The organism is Paenibacillus lentimorbus NRRL B-30488, from assembly GCF_000411595.1.
Taxonomy (GTDB): Bacteria; Bacillota; Bacilli; order Bacillales; family Bacillaceae; genus Bacillus; species Bacillus velezensis.
On the sequence record NZ_ANAT01000023.1, the window covers coordinates 40014 to 53598 of the forward strand.

11 protein-coding genes, 2 pseudogenes, 1 riboswitch and 1 other annotated feature are annotated in these 13585 nt (G+C 46.9%); of the genes and pseudogenes, 8 read left to right on the top strand and 5 right to left on the bottom strand.

Annotation, left to right across the window (positions count from 1 at the left end):
• Positions 1-61: 61 nt before the first annotated feature.
• Positions 62-274, top strand: a binding site (T-box leader).
• A gap of 69 nt (positions 275-343) precedes the next feature.
• The 3 genes from proB (at position 344) to D368_RS13140 (ending at position 3239) form a co-directional block, all read left to right on the top strand.
• On the top strand, positions 344-1456 hold the full coding sequence (proB, locus tag D368_RS13130) for a glutamate 5-kinase (RefSeq protein WP_052585791.1): 1113 nt from the start codon (positions 344-346) through the stop codon (positions 1454-1456).
• Entirely contained in the window at positions 1453-2700 is a 1248-nt protein-coding gene (proA, locus tag D368_RS13135) for a glutamate-5-semialdehyde dehydrogenase (RefSeq protein WP_128574865.1), read from the top strand. Before proB ends, proA begins: the two co-directional genes overlap by 4 nt.
• A 113-nt stretch (positions 2701-2813) precedes the next feature.
• A complete protein-coding gene (locus D368_RS13140; RefSeq protein WP_128574866.1) occupies positions 2814-3239 on the top strand; it encodes an organic hydroperoxide resistance protein in 426 nt (141 codons plus the stop codon).
• A gap of 27 nt (positions 3240-3266) precedes the next feature.
• Here D368_RS13140 and D368_RS13145 read toward each other — a convergent pair whose 3' ends face one another.
• Positions 3267-3713: a transcriptional regulator, SarA/Rot family gene (locus D368_RS13145; RefSeq protein WP_128574867.1), complete on the bottom strand. Its 447-nt coding sequence runs from the start codon at positions 3711-3713 to the stop codon at positions 3267-3269.
• Between the two features lie 137 nt (positions 3714-3850).
• Here D368_RS13145 and ohrB point away from each other — a divergent pair, with 137 nt between their 5' ends.
• The 4 genes from ohrB (at position 3851) to D368_RS13165 (ending at position 6550) form a co-directional block, all read left to right on the top strand.
• Positions 3851-4261 (top strand): organic hydroperoxide resistance protein OhrB, encoded by a 411-nt coding sequence (ohrB, locus tag D368_RS13150; protein WP_003154758.1) that lies wholly within the window; start codon positions 3851-3853, stop codon positions 4259-4261.
• A gap of 140 nt (positions 4262-4401) precedes the next feature.
• Positions 4402-4932: an alpha-helical endospore appendage domain-containing protein gene (locus D368_RS13155; RefSeq protein WP_128574868.1), complete on the top strand. Its 531-nt coding sequence runs from the start codon at positions 4402-4404 to the stop codon at positions 4930-4932.
• A gap of 21 nt (positions 4933-4953) precedes the next feature.
• Positions 4954-5418: a hypothetical protein gene (locus D368_RS13160; protein ID WP_071391941.1), complete on the top strand. Its 465-nt coding sequence runs from the start codon at positions 4954-4956 to the stop codon at positions 5416-5418.
• Positions 5419-5422: 4 nt separating this feature from the next.
• Positions 5423-6550, top strand: coding sequence for a glycosyltransferase (locus D368_RS13165; RefSeq protein WP_024085212.1), 1128 nt, complete (start codon positions 5423-5425; stop codon positions 6548-6550).
• Positions 6551-6570: 20 nt separating this feature from the next.
• On the opposite strand, the gene D368_RS13170 is transcribed toward D368_RS13165, so the two are convergent.
• A complete protein-coding gene (locus D368_RS13170) occupies positions 6571-7668 on the bottom strand; it encodes a BclA C-terminal domain-containing protein (protein WP_128574869.1) in 1098 nt (365 codons plus the stop codon).
• Between the two features lie 240 nt (positions 7669-7908).
• Positions 7909-9092 (bottom strand): annotated as a pseudogene (locus D368_RS13175) (MFS transporter).
• A gap of 81 nt (positions 9093-9173) precedes the next feature.
• Here D368_RS13175 and yeiL point away from each other — a divergent pair.
• Complete coding sequence (gene yeiL, locus D368_RS13180) at positions 9174-9845, top strand: transcriptional regulator YeiL (RefSeq protein ID WP_128574870.1); 672 nt, start codon at positions 9174-9176, stop codon at positions 9843-9845.
• Positions 9846-9873: 28 nt separating this feature from the next.
• On the opposite strand, the pseudogene metE reads toward yeiL, so the two are convergent.
• Together metE and D368_RS13190 are read right to left on the bottom strand one after the other, a co-directional pair.
• Positions 9874-12179, bottom strand: a pseudogene (gene metE, locus D368_RS13185) (5-methyltetrahydropteroyltriglutamate--homocysteine S-methyltransferase).
• Positions 12180-12262: 83 nt separating this feature from the next.
• Positions 12263-12417: riboswitch (SAM riboswitch) on the bottom strand.
• Between the two features lie 139 nt (positions 12418-12556).
• Positions 12557-13516, bottom strand: coding sequence for a S8 family peptidase (locus tag D368_RS13190; protein ID WP_071391935.1), 960 nt, complete (start codon positions 13514-13516; stop codon positions 12557-12559).
• Positions 13517-13585 lie beyond the last annotated feature (69 nt).

Genomic DNA, 13585 nt, shown 5'->3' on the forward strand with positions numbered 1-13585 from the left:
GTTTTTTATGGATGAAAATGTCTTGACAAGAACCTGTTTTCTTTGCATAATATAAAAAAATCATTGAGCGTTGAAGAGGATCAGTACGCAGAACTTTCTGTGACAGAGAGCAAAATGGCCCGCTGAAACATTTTGCCGCATGAAACCTGCCGAACCTGCCTTGGAGTCCTGAGGGGAAAACTCAGGCGCGATACCTGGCGTTACAGGAAAGCGGGACGCGTGAAAAACGCGTTCAAACAAGGTGGTACCACGGAAAGCCCATTTCGTCCTTATTTTTCAGGACGGAATGGGCTTTTTTTATTGACGAGAGCCGGTTTGGATTGATTGCCACGGAGGAGAAACGATGAAAAAACAAAGAATTGTTGTGAAAATCGGGAGCAGCTCGCTCACCAACAGTAACGGAAGTATTGATGAAGCAAAAATCAAGGAACATACGGAAGCCATTTCTTTATTAAAAGAAAACGGGCATGAAGTGATCCTCATTACCTCAGGCGCGGTGGCAGCGGGTTTTTCCGCTCTCGGCTATCCGTCGCGACCCGTTACGATAAAAGGAAAGCAGGCAGCTGCCGCAGTCGGCCAGACGCTTTTAATGCAGCAATATATGGACCATTTAAAAGGATACGGTCTGACGCCGGCACAAATTTTATTAACAAGAAATGATTTCTCAAAAAGAGAGCGGTACAGAAATGCCTATGCCACCGTAATGGAACTGTTGGAGCGCGGCGTCGTGCCGATTATTAATGAGAATGATTCCACATCAGTCGAAGAGCTGACGTTCGGTGATAACGACATGCTGTCGGCGCTTGTAAGCGGTTTGATTCATGCAGACCAATTAATGATTCTCACCGACATTAACGGGCTGTACGATGCCAATCCGAATGAAAACCCGGACGCAAAGCGGTTTGACTATCTGAATGACATCACACCTGAATTGCTCGGATATGCCGGGTCAGCAGGCTCAAAGGTCGGCACCGGAGGCATGAAGTCAAAACTTCTCGCCGCCCAGACCGCATTGTCGCTCGGGGTGAAGGTGTTTATCGGAACCGGCTCCGGACGTGAAAAACTGATGGTGATTTTAGACGGAAAAGGCGACGGCACTTATATCGGCGATAAAGACCTGTCCTCAGTGAATAATACACGGCAATGGATCATGTTTCATTCTCCGATATCAGGGGAAATTATCATTGATGGGGGAGCGGAGCAGGCGATGATCCATAACGGGTCAAGTCTGCTCCCGGCCGGCGTCGCCGATGTCTGCGGCAGTTTTCCGAAAGGAGCCGTAGTGGAAGTCAGAGGGCCCGGCGGCATTATCGGCAAAGGGCAGACGCAGTACTCTTCCGATGAAATTTTAGAAGCCAAAGGGAAGCGGAGCGACCAGCTTTCAGGAACGAAGCAGGTGGAAGTGATTCACAGAGATGATTGGGTGAATTTATTTGACGAGGGGGAACACAAATGAGTGAAGTATTGCAAAAAGCGGCTTTGGCAAAAGAAGCGGCTGCCGAAATGGTCATGAAAACGACGGCTGAAAAAAATGAAGCGCTCCAATGTATTGCAGACGGACTCAGAAATGAACGCCGGCTTATTTTAACAGAGAATCAGAAAGATATTGAAGCAGGACAGAAAAGAGGATTGACAGCTGACATTATTGACAGGCTGACGCTTGATGAAAAACGTCTGCTCGATATCGCGGACGCTGTGGAACTGTTAATCGGTCTTGAAGATCCCGTCGGTGAATCATTGGAGACCATTCAAAAAGAGAATGGATTATTCATTGGAAAAATCCGCGTGCCTCTCGGAGTAGTAGGCATGATCTATGAAGCCAGACCGAACGTTACCGTAGACGCGGCCACACTCTGCCTGAAAACCGGAAACGCGGTTGTGCTCAGAGGAAGTTCTTCCGCCATCCACAGCAACATAGCGCTTGTCAGTGTGATGAAGCGCGCACTTGGGCTGTCAAAGCTTCCGATTGATGCCGTTCAGCTCATAGAAGATACAAGCAAAGAAACCGCCAAACAGCTCTTTACATTAAATGACGGGCTGGATGTATTGATCCCGCGCGGCGGTAAAAATTTAATTGATCTTGTGGTCAGGGAATCAACCGTACCCGTTTTAGAAACCGGAGCGGGCAATTGCCACGTGTACATAGATGAGTCAGCAGACCCCCTTATGGCAAGCGAGGTCGTCATCAACGCCAAAACACAGCGTCCTTCGGTCTGCAATGCGATTGAATCTCTTTTGATTCATGAAAAATGGGCCGAAGAACACGGGCGAAAGCTGCTGAATCAGCTGACAGAAAAAGGGGTGGAGCTCCGAGGAGATCAGGTGATTTGCGGGCTGGAGCCTCAAGCGAAACAAGCAGAAGAAGCCGATTGGGGAGCGGAGTACCTGGCGCCGATTCTCAGTGTGAAAACGGTGCAGGACGTACAGGAGGCGGTCCGCCACATTCAGCAGTACGGCACAAACCATTCAGAAGCCATTCTGACGGAGAACGCCGAGCATGCGGCTTACTTCCAGACCGCCGTCGACGCCGCCGCCGTGTATCATAATGCTTCAACCCGGTTTACGGACGGTTTTGAATTCGGATACGGAGCCGAGATCGGCATCAGCACGCAAAAGCTTCACGCGAGAGGGCCGATGGGACTTCCGGCGTTAACATCTACAAAAATCATCATCAAAGGAAACGGACAAATCCGGGTATAATCTTTTAAGCTTATCCTTCAAAAAGGGTAAGCTTTTTTTATGCGGAAAGATTGACGGTTTCCATTATATTTCGTAAAATTAAATTGTGCACAATATAACAGAGGTGAATTTACATGACAAAACCATTATTTACTGCAACCGTATCAGCCGACGGCGGACGTGAAGGGAAAGTCACGTCTTCTGACGGGGCGCTGAATCTTGATGTTGCCATGCCGGGAACGCCAAGAGCAAAAAAGCTCGAACAAGCCACAAACCCTGAACAGCTGTTTGCCGCAGGATATTCAGCCTGCTTTGACAGCGCTCTTCAACTCGTAGCAAGAAAAGAGCGTCTGAGTATTGAAACAGAGGTCACTGCGCATGTCAGTCTGCTGAAAGATGAAAGCGACCAAGGATATAAACTCGGTGTTACGCTTGAGGTCAAAGCATCCGGCATTGAGAAACAGGAGCTTGAAGCCCTTATCCAAAAAGCGCACGGTGTCTGCCCGTATTCAAAAGCGACGGCGGGAAATATTGAAGTGAAGCTTCTGGCAGCAGAATAAAAATAAGGATGCCCATTCGGGGCATCCTTATTTTTTGCCGTGCAGCGTTTTCAAAACCTCATAAAGCGACTGTTTTACCTGCTTTAATTCCTCTTTTGACAGTCCCGTCTGTTCCAGCATGGCAATGGGGATATCCGCCGCTGTATTCTGCAAGGCCCGTCCTTCATCTGTGAGCCTGATCGTCACGGATCGCTCGTCTTCAGCCGACCGCTTTCTCATGATGATTCCGTGCTGCTCCATCCGTTTCAGCATCGGTGTCAGCGTTCCGGAATCCAGGTGCAAAAGCTCACCCATCCGTTTCACATTCAGTTCTTCGTGCTCCCATAATAAAAGCAGCGCCAAATACTGGGGATAAGTTGCGTTGAGCTTATCAAGCAGCGGTTTGTACCGTTTCGTCATTTCCCTTGAGCTTGCGTACAGCAAAAAACAAAGCTGATTCTCCAGTTTCATATGTTCAAAATCTTTTTCTGCCATTACTTCTTTCACCAACTCTTTTTTGTTAACGTTACCCCTATTGTAGCCGAAAAACGGCCCATTTCCTATTGCAATCATGTTTAAAAATATGAGCAGGGGCAATATATACAGTAAGTACAATGAGGAGGCTGATAATAATGGCATTATTTACTTCAAAAGCGACCGCAGTCGGCGGACGAGCAGGACATATTAAATCCGAAGACGGGGTGCTGGATTTTGACATCATCATGCCGAATGCAAAAAAAGACGGAGAAACCGGCACAAACCCTGAACAGCTCTTTGCGGCAGGATATGCCGCCTGCTTCGGGGGAGCGCTTGAGCTCGCCGCCCAAAAACAAAAAATCGACATGACCTCTGAAATTGAAGGACAGGTCAGCCTTTTAAAAGATGAGAGTGACGGAGGTTACAAAATCGGTGTAACGCTCGTCATTGATACAAAAGATCTTGATAAAGAAACGGCGGAGAAGCTAGTGCACGCCGCTCACGAGTTCTGTCCGTATTCAAAAGCAACAAGAGGAAATGTAGACGTCAAACTTGAATTGAAATAAAGAAACGAACGAATATCCCGGATTTCATATCCGGGATATTTTATTAACGAAAACATCAGTAATGATCTCTTCCCTCCCGGAATAAGAATACGATATAGCACTTTTGCATAATGACACCAAGAGAAAAGAGGGAGAAATCGATGTCTCTTCCAAACATACCGAACATCACCCCCGACATTACACTCTCCAGATGTGAGACCCTGAACCTCCTTCTTTCATCCGTGGCTATGGAAGAAATCGGACTATCCCATATTCTGCAGGCGGAAGCGGAAAGGATTCAAATGTTTCTCAGCGCTTCCGGCGATCCCTCCTTAGGGGAATTATCATCAATCAATAGAAGCACTGAACGGCTCCTGCGCACCGTCATGAAATCACAACTCCTTTTGCAGACGAAGCTTGAAGACATTATCTACTTACAGGATGCTGAAGCCTGTATAGACCCGGACGATCCAAGTAATCCGAGTGATCCGGGTGATCCGGGTGATCCTGATGACCCGTGGAATCCGGATGACCCAAGTAATCCGAGTGATCCTGATGACCCGTGGAATCCGGAAGATCCCAGTGATCCGGAAGATCCGTGTGACGACCTGTTTTACGGCCGCATTGGCTGCTGTGAGTGCGGGGATTGTGAGGAATGCGATTGGAAGAAAAAAGGCGGGGAGCGTTCATAAAAAAAGAGACGGGTGAAGCATATGCCGTATCCAAGCATCTCAAAAGCGAAACAGACATCTTTTGAAGCCTTGCATTGTCTCACGATGGCGCTGTTAAATATATTATCTGTGACCGTGGATAAAAGAAGGGGTTCAAATTACAAAGAAGAAATCAGGCTGTTCTCCGCATTGTGCCGCTGGCAGATGGAAACAGGCGGCCGGCTGTTTTTAATGATCAGCTTGGAAGAAGAGCAGAAGCAGATGTATGAGCGGCACTTTCATGAAATGAAGACAGTGACGGAACGAACGAAAAAATTCATTTGTGAAAGCCCGTGCGAATTCCGGGCGCATCCCATTACGAAGCGGGCTGTCAGGCAGCTTCAGGAATGGGATGCAGAATCAACTGCCGAACCTGCCGTCAGATGGGTGCGGCCTGTCATCATAACGATGAACGGCACTCCTGAACGGCCTTGGTTCAATCAACAACTCCAAAATCGGGAAAGGTGAGAAAATGAGCGGAAATGCTGAATGTAAGCTGACTCTTTGCATGATTGTGAAAAACGAGGAGAGATACATCTCCCGTTGTTTATCAAGTGTACAAGACATCGCTGATGAGATCGTCATCGCAGACACCGGATCACAAGATAATACAAAAGATATATGCAAAAGCTTTCAGGCAAGAGTGTTTGATTTCGAATGGGAGAATGATTTCGCAAAGGCCAGAAATTACGCCCTGCAGCATGCCGAAGGGGATTGGATTTTAGTGCTTGACGCGGATGAAGAGCTCGATCAGGAGACAGGCCGTTTTTTAACTTCGCTGCTTCATGACGGATTACCGAGCCGGGGCCTTTTGAAAATCATCAATTATACGGGGAAGCAGCTCGATGAAAACGAAGCGTTTGAAAGCATGCAGCCGAGGCTGTTCCGCAATCATAAAGGCCTTCTGTATCAAGGCAGAATTCACGAGAATATCTCGGCTCCCAATGAGGAAGAAAACAATGCTTTTTTCACGCTCCCATGTGTGATTCATCACTACGGCTACTTGGAGCAGGAAGAAAAAATCAAGCAAAAACATAAACGGAATATCAGCATATTAAATGAAGAACTTTCAGAGGAAAATCCTGATCCGTGGCTAGTCTATCATTTGGCAAGTGAATGTTACAGAATAAAAGACTATGAAAAAGCATTACATCTTGTCAACGGCTCAATATTTCAATTTTTAAGTGAGAAACGAATGCCTCCGTCTCTTCTGTATTTTCTAAAATATACAATATTGCTTGAGCTCAAGCGATATGAAGAAGCCGAACAAGGGATTGAAAAAGTGCTCAAGCTTTATCCTGATTACAGCAATCTTCATTATTATAAAGGCCTTGTATTATATCATTTGGAAAAGTACAGAGCGGCAATCAAAGCATTTGAAGCCGGAACGCAGGTTGAAGGAGAAAACGCTGATCACTTCATTTTAAAAGGTGCCGCCGATTTCAGAGCTTTTTATTATATGGCGAAATGCCATGCTGCATTAAACCATGATATGACGGCCATCGCTTACGCCAAAAAATCCGTGAAATTCAATCCGCAATTTAAACCCGCGCAAGAACTTCTGTCTCAATTAAAAAAGGATCAGCGGACAAACGCCTGATCCTTTTTTTGCATGTTCCATTAAGATAATCGAATAATGTTTAAAGCTGCGCCGGCACTTCCTCCAAGCAATGTGGCCGCACCCAATAATCCGAACAGCTGGAGCTGAATGGTGCTGCCTGCTGTCAAAGTCACAATAAAGGAGTTATTGAAGTTTGCCAAAGACGCGACCGGGGCAATAATCGAACTTGCAGCCGGAGTGCCGTTGATTAAGATGCGCGAACTTACTAGCAGGCCGGCCGTTAAATTAATATGGTAGGAAATATAGTACCGTCCTGCCGGAGCAACGGTGAATACAGTATTTGCGGCATTAGCGGTAATATCCGCTGAGAGGTTTTGTTCATTCGGTAAGGAAATGGCCGTGCCGCCGTTAATAACTGCGACAACACCGCCGCCCGTATTGCTCGCATAGCCGGAAGTGGCTGTCAGACTTGTTCCGGTGCTTCCCGGAGGCCCTGTAATGCCGGTAGCCCCGGTAACACCGGTCGGTCCTGTAACGCCAGTAATTCCAGTTGATCCAGTACCGCCAGTAACCCCGGTAACTCCGGTAGGTCCTGTGGAGCCAGTAGCGCCGGTGCTTCCCGCCGCAGCTAAAAGTGTATAGTCAGCTGAGGTTTCAGGGGTTCCCGACGGGCTGTTTACGTTTGCGACGTAAGAGCTGCCGTTATACAAGACAACCTGTCCGGTCGTGTAAGTAGGGGCGGTCAGCGGATTAAAAGCAACAATCCCTTGAAGACCCGCACCGGTGACCCCCATCGGCCCGATCGGTCCGGTTGGCCCCGTCGCTCCGGCCGTGCCGATTGCTCCCGTCGGCCCCGCCAGTGTAGGGATATTTGAGATACTGTCCCATTTTGAACCGAGAAGAAGCTCCTGTTTCATTAAGCTGTCAAGCGTATCCCGGACGCTCTCATTCAGATTAAGAATATCCGCAAGACTTGACGGGGGTCCTGTTAATCCGGGAATCGTCCCGAGCGCGTATTGGATTTTTTCCCCTTCCGCATTCAGAATATGTGCCATTCCCAGCTCTTCCATAGCAATTGACGAAAGAAGAAGGTTAATGGTATCGTCTCTGGAAAGTGTAACGACAGGGGTGATATTGGGCAAATTAGGCTGTGACACAATGTCCCTCCTTATGAGTTGGCTGAAAATCATTTTATTACGAACAAAGTTCCCCCAAATGAGCGTAAGCAGTACTGTATCATTATATTCACTGATTCTGTCCAAGTTTCTGAACGAATTCCCTTCATTACTTTCATCATATATGAAGGAAATACTTTAAATATAGAGAAAATACATCGCACAGCATTCGCAAATCGGTCAAAATGACAGCGGGACATGTGATCGTCTATAAAGCGATGGCTATATATCTTGTGCGTTTCCTGCAAAAACGCTCTTTTTCATTTCAAGTTTTCTGTATAAAAGGGCGAGAAGCATGGATGGTATCGTACAAACAATCATTCCGATAAAGGCATACCGGGGTTCAATTTCATATAAAAAACCTCCGAAAATAGTAAATACCGCAGTGCTCCAGCTGAGAGCAAGCGCTGAATATATGCCTTGGGCTTTCGGGATTTGCGCGGGTGAAATATTTTTAATTAAGTATTTCATAAATGCATAGTGTCCCATCGCGAATGAACAGGCATGCAGCGTCTGCGCAATACAGAAAATGATGACATGCGGAAAGGCAAATACGAGTATCCAGCGTACGGTAGCACCAAGCGCCGCCAGGGCGAGCAAAGAGCCTGCCGTAAATTGATGAAAGTATCGGTCAGCGATTGCAAAGAAGATAATCTCCGCGATAACGGCGATGTTGATGATGATTCCGATGGCATATGCGGGCGCATCGATTTCCTGCAAAAAGAGATAACCGTAATTGTAGTAAGATGCATGTGCCGCCTGCAGTAAGATAACGATTGCGAGCACCAGACCGAAATATTTGATGCGGAATAAGGCAAACATACCCTCTTTTCTTGCGCGGTCTGTTTCCGGCCGTTTTGAAAGAACAGCTGGCGCATGCATAAAGCTGAGGCATGCGAATATCAGGGCGCCCAATAGCAGTGCCCATAAAATCGCTTGATCTCCGAATATACCTGTAAAGACGGACAGGATGACGCCGGCTGAAACAAAACCCGCAGACCCCCACTGTCGGCTAGTCCCATAAGCCTTTAATTCGTTATGCTGTACAAGGACGCCGCAAGCGCTGTCTAAAGCAGGCATTAAAGCCGGGTAAAACACATGCAGCACTAATGTGACAAGAAGCAGGCTTTGAAAAGAATCAGCGGGAATATAACATAAAAGTGCGAGAAGCGTCCCGATTCTGGCGCCGTTTAATAAGGCTTTGCTGCTGAATTTTCCTGATAAATAAGGGAAGAAAAATAATGTGGAAATCCCTCTTGCCGCCAGGCCCAGACTCATAATGAAACTGGCTTCGGATACGGAAACCCCTTTTATATGCACCATCCATCCCGTCCAATAGGGCAGAAAAACACCCCATGTCATAAAAAACTAAAAAAATGCAGACTCATCCAGCGATATGCTTTCATTCCCGTTCCTCCTTTAATTGGCATGTTATCATGTAAGGACATAAAGACAATATGAGATATCTCATATTTTTGGGGTGGACGATGGAAATTTATAAAGGCGAGAAAAAGCGGCATCAGTTAGAAAAACACTCAATCGCGCATTTATTCTCTTTCCCCGCTGAAGAGTTTATGGAAGTGCGCGAATATGAGCGGGACGAATGGATTATTCAAGAGGGCAGGAGACCTGACTTCCTGTTTTACATGATTGAAGGAAAAGCGAAAATATATGTAACCCACCAAAACGGGAAAGTCTCTTTAATTAATTTTATCAACAAAAATGATTACATCGGAGAGATGGAACTATTACATGAAGGGTATTACACAAAAGGAATTCAAGCCTCAGCGAAGACTGTTTGTTTTGCTCTGCCTATTTACCGCTGCCGCGCGCAATTGCTGCAGGATGCGAAATTCCTGCGTGAGCTGGCTAAGTTTTTAAGTGCTAAGGCAACGCTTATGGCTTCGAAATATTCACAAAGTCTGGCGTTCCCGCTTGAAAACCGGCTTGCTGATTTTATTTTGCAGACCGCTTATAAAGGGGTTTATAAAGAGAAGCACGTAACGGTCTGTGATTATTTGGGTGTATCTTACCGTCATCTCTTGCATGTGCTGACGCAATTCTGCCAAAAAGGGTATTTGCAAAAAGAAGGGCGGGGCTATCAAATGAAGCAGTATGATTCATTGTATGAACTTGCAGAAGCGCTGCAGAATAAGTAGCACGCCCAGAAAAACAGCCATCCGCAAATTACGGATGGCTGTTTTCATTATACAAGCTGAGCTTGTTTTTTCGTGCCTGTTTCGCGGCGTCGACCATATTTTTAATGCCGCAACGGTTTCTTCCTGCTGTCTTGTTTTCAGTCCGCAGTCCGGGTTTACCCAGAAGCGGTCAGTCGGACACACTTCAAGCGCGTCATCAATAATTTGATAGATTTCTTCAGTTGCCGGCACACGCGGGCTGTGAATGTCGTATACACCGAGTCCGAGGCCTTTCACGTAAGGATGTTCTTTCAGGTACTCTAAAAATCCTCCGTGGCTTCTGCTGTGTTCGATTGTAATGACATCCGCGTCAAGATCATTGATCGTATCTACGATATCTTCAAAGTTGCTGTAACACATATGCGTATGAATCTGCGTCTCATTTTGCACAGAAGATGTCGTTAACCGGAATGCTTCTGCGGCCCAAGTTAAATATTCATCCCAATCCTGCGTTTTTAACGGCAGTCCTTCGCGGAGAGCGGGTTCATCCACTTGGATAATCTGAATACCGGCATCTTCAAGCGCTTTTACTTCTTTTCTGAGGGCAAGCCCGATCTGGAAGGCGATTTCTTTTCTTGAAATATCCACACGCGGGAATGACCAGTTTAAGATGGTGACAGGTCCCGTCAGCATGCCTTTCATGTGTTTTTCCGTCAGCGATTGGGCGTAGACCGTATCTTTTACCGTCATCGGTTCGATAAATTCGACATCTCCGAAAATGACAGGCGGACGTACGCAGCGTGAACCGTAAGACTGCACCCATGCATATTTCGTAAAGGCGAACCCGGCCAGTTTTTCACCGAAGTATTCGACCATATCCGTCCGCTCAAATTCTCCGTGAACGAGCACGTCTAAGCCGATTTCTTCCTGAATGTCAACCCAGCGCTTCGTTTCCGCATTAATAAAGGCTTGGTACTGTTCATCCGTCCAATCTTTTTTCCGCCATTTTTGCCGTGCGCTCCGCACCTCGGCAGATTGAGGGAAGCTTCCGATTGTCGTCGTCGGCAGAAGAGGAAGACCGAGTGATTCATTCTGCAGCGCCAATCGTTCTTCAAAGCTTGCCGGACGGGAGAAGTCTTTTTCCGTCAGCTGATTCAGCTCTTCTTTTTGAGCTGAGTTCGCTCCTGTTGCGAATGCTTTTAAAGCCTTAAGTGCCGCTTTTGATTCTTCGATCTGCTCACTGACGGCCGCTTTGCCGGACAGAAGCCCTTCTTTTAAGACACCGAGTTCCGCCAGTTTTTCTTTAGCGTATGACAGGCCGTTCAGCAAATCCTTTTCAAGATGCTCGTCAGGGTGTTTCGCCACCGGCACGTGCAGAAGGCTGCTTGAAGGCTGAATCCATAACTCCTCAACATCAGCGTGGCTGAGGATATCCAAAGCTGCATCAAGGCGTTCTTCAACATCGATTTTCCAAATGTTCCGGCCGTCGACCACACCGGCTGCCAGCACTTTATCTTTCGGGAAGCCGTGCTTTTTCAATTGCTCAAGGTTTCTGCCTTTATCATGCACGAAATCAAGTCCGATTCCCTGTACAGGATAAGAAACGAGTTCTTCATATGCATCAACCGAATCGAAGTATGTCTGCAGGAGGACATTCAGTCCTGAAAGCTCTTTTGTGATCGCTTCATAGAGGTCTTTGGCGGCGCGGACGTCTTCAGAAGAAGCTGTCACAAGGGCCGGCTCATCAATCTGAACCCATTTGACGCCTTCTGCTTCAAGTTCTTTCAGAAGCTGCACATAAAGAGGAACAAGGCGTTTTTGAATCGCTTTCGCTTCTGATTCTTCGTATCCTTTCGCAAGCGTGACGAATGTATACGGACCGACGATGACAGGTTTCGTTTCCGCTCCGAATTCTTCTTTGATCCGGCGGTAGTCATCAAGCTGTTTATTTCTCGTCAGACGGAATTCAATGCTTTCGTCATATTCAGGAACGATGTAATGGTAGTTGGTATTGAACCATTTCGTCATTTCACTGGAAACGGCGTCTTTTACACCGCGGGCAATCGCGAAATATGTATCAACGGGATCCGTGATGCTGCGGAATCTCTCCGGAATCCAGTTAAAGCTGACGGCGGTATCAAGCACATGGTCATAATGAGTGAAATCAGAGACCGGCACGATATCGATATGTTGGTCAAGCTGGGTTTTGACAGCTGATAAGAATAAGCCGTCAAGCTCTTTAAGAAACGTTTCTTTATCAGTGTTTCCTTTCCAATAAGCCTCAAGTGCTTTTTTCCATTCTCTGTTCAAGCCGATTCTCGGAAAACCGAGGTTCGAAGTTTTGATTGTTGTCATTAAGTCTCCTCCTTTAAGTGAGATGTAACAAAAAAGCCTCTTTCTCATGAGAGAAAGAGGCTTTAACTTCAAAATGCAAGCCTCTCTTATCTCTCAGATCACGTCTGATGGAATTAGCACCGTGCCTTATGAGACAATTGTCTCGGCGCAAAAATCACGCGCCCCATTTCACAATGGAATTACGGTCGGTTGCTGTTGGGGTCAAAAGGCCAATCCCTCGCCCAACTCTCGATAAGAGAAAGTATTTCAATTTTTTTGAAAAGTTACATCATTTGTTGGTTATCTTATCAGCTTATTCAGATCACTGTCAATAGAAAATCTCACAATTTAAAAATTGGTGATGTGACAAACTGATCAATCATTATACGAGAAAAATATCAGAAAGACAGCAGCTGCGCCTGTTCGGCTCTTTCCATCAGCACATCAGGCGCGTCTAAATACAGAAATCCGTTCCCGGCCAATGTTTTGGCGATGTCCAAAGGAAGGGTCCGCCGCACGAGCTGGGCGTAGACTTCAGCCTCAGAAAGCGTCCGCTGAAACGCGTCCTGTTCAAGCCCTTTTATTAAGGCAAGCGCACCGCTCACATGCGGGGCGGCCATTGAAGTGCCCGTCAGCTTCCCGTATTTATGGTTGGGAAGGGTGGAGAGAATATTTTCTCCCGGAGCCACCAGGTCAATCTCTTTATTAGCGTTTGAAAATTCAGACGATTTACGGGCGATTGAGACTGATCCGACTGCGATCACTTCGTTGTAAGCGGCCGGATACGACAGTTCCTCTGTACGCTCGTCTCCGTCGCCTTCGTTTCCTGCCGCGCAAACGACCAGAACACCGCTGTTTACCGCATTTGTGACGGCTTCTTTCAATTCAGGCACATCGTTCGGCCCGCCGAGTGACATGGAAATAATGTCCGCCTTTTGTTCAACGGCGTAGTTGATGCCGTTAATGATCCATTCGTATTTGCCGCTGCCGTTTTGACCGCCGAGAACTTTAACGATTAAAAGGCTTGCTTCCGGCGCGACACCCGAAATTCCGCCGTTTGAATCATTGGCGGCAATTGTTCCGGAAACGTGTGTCCCGTGTCCGTTGTAATCGGAAATCACGTCTTCTTTGCCTCCGTCATCATCGGTGAAGTTTTTCCCGCCGACAATCCGGTCTTTCAAATCAGGATGATTGATGTCGCAGCCTGTGTCAAGCACCGCGATTTTAATATCCTTGCCTTTAAACCCTTTTGCCCACAACTCTGGCGCCTTAATCACTTTAATCCCCTCAGGAAGCTCGTTCACATCCATGATCTGTTCATCCGTGACATAAGGAATCAAATGCATTTCACCATTCATAAAAAAGCCCTCCTTTTTTATGCTTGCGAGTGGATACAAGGGTGTTGCTACTATTTTATGGCAGAGCAT

Bases quoted from the DNA above. Each gene is read 5' to 3' on its own strand.
- D368_RS13140 (WP_128574866.1), top strand. From the start codon at position 2,814: ATGACAAAACCATTATTTACTGCAACCGTATCAGCCGACGGCGGACGT.
- yeiL (WP_128574870.1), top strand. From the start codon at position 9,174: ATGGAAATTTATAAAGGCGAGAAAAAGCGGCATCAGTTAGAAAAACAC.
- proA (WP_128574865.1), top strand. From the start codon at position 1,453: ATGAGTGAAGTATTGCAAAAAGCGGCTTTGGCAAAAGAAGCGGCTGCC.
- proB (WP_052585791.1), top strand. From the start codon at position 344: ATGAAAAAACAAAGAATTGTTGTGAAAATCGGGAGCAGCTCGCTCACC.
- D368_RS13160 (WP_071391941.1), top strand. From the start codon at position 4,954: ATGCCGTATCCAAGCATCTCAAAAGCGAAACAGACATCTTTTGAAGCC.
- D368_RS13190 (WP_071391935.1), bottom strand. From the start codon at position 13,516: ATGAATGGTGAAATGCATTTGATTCCTTATGTCACGGATGAACAGATC.
- D368_RS13155 (WP_128574868.1), top strand. From the start codon at position 4,402: ATGTCTCTTCCAAACATACCGAACATCACCCCCGACATTACACTCTCC.
- ohrB (WP_003154758.1), top strand. From the start codon at position 3,851: ATGGCATTATTTACTTCAAAAGCGACCGCAGTCGGCGGACGAGCAGGA.
- D368_RS13145 (WP_128574867.1), bottom strand. From the start codon at position 3,713: ATGGCAGAAAAAGATTTTGAACATATGAAACTGGAGAATCAGCTTTGT.
- D368_RS13165 (WP_024085212.1), top strand. From the start codon at position 5,423: ATGAGCGGAAATGCTGAATGTAAGCTGACTCTTTGCATGATTGTGAAA.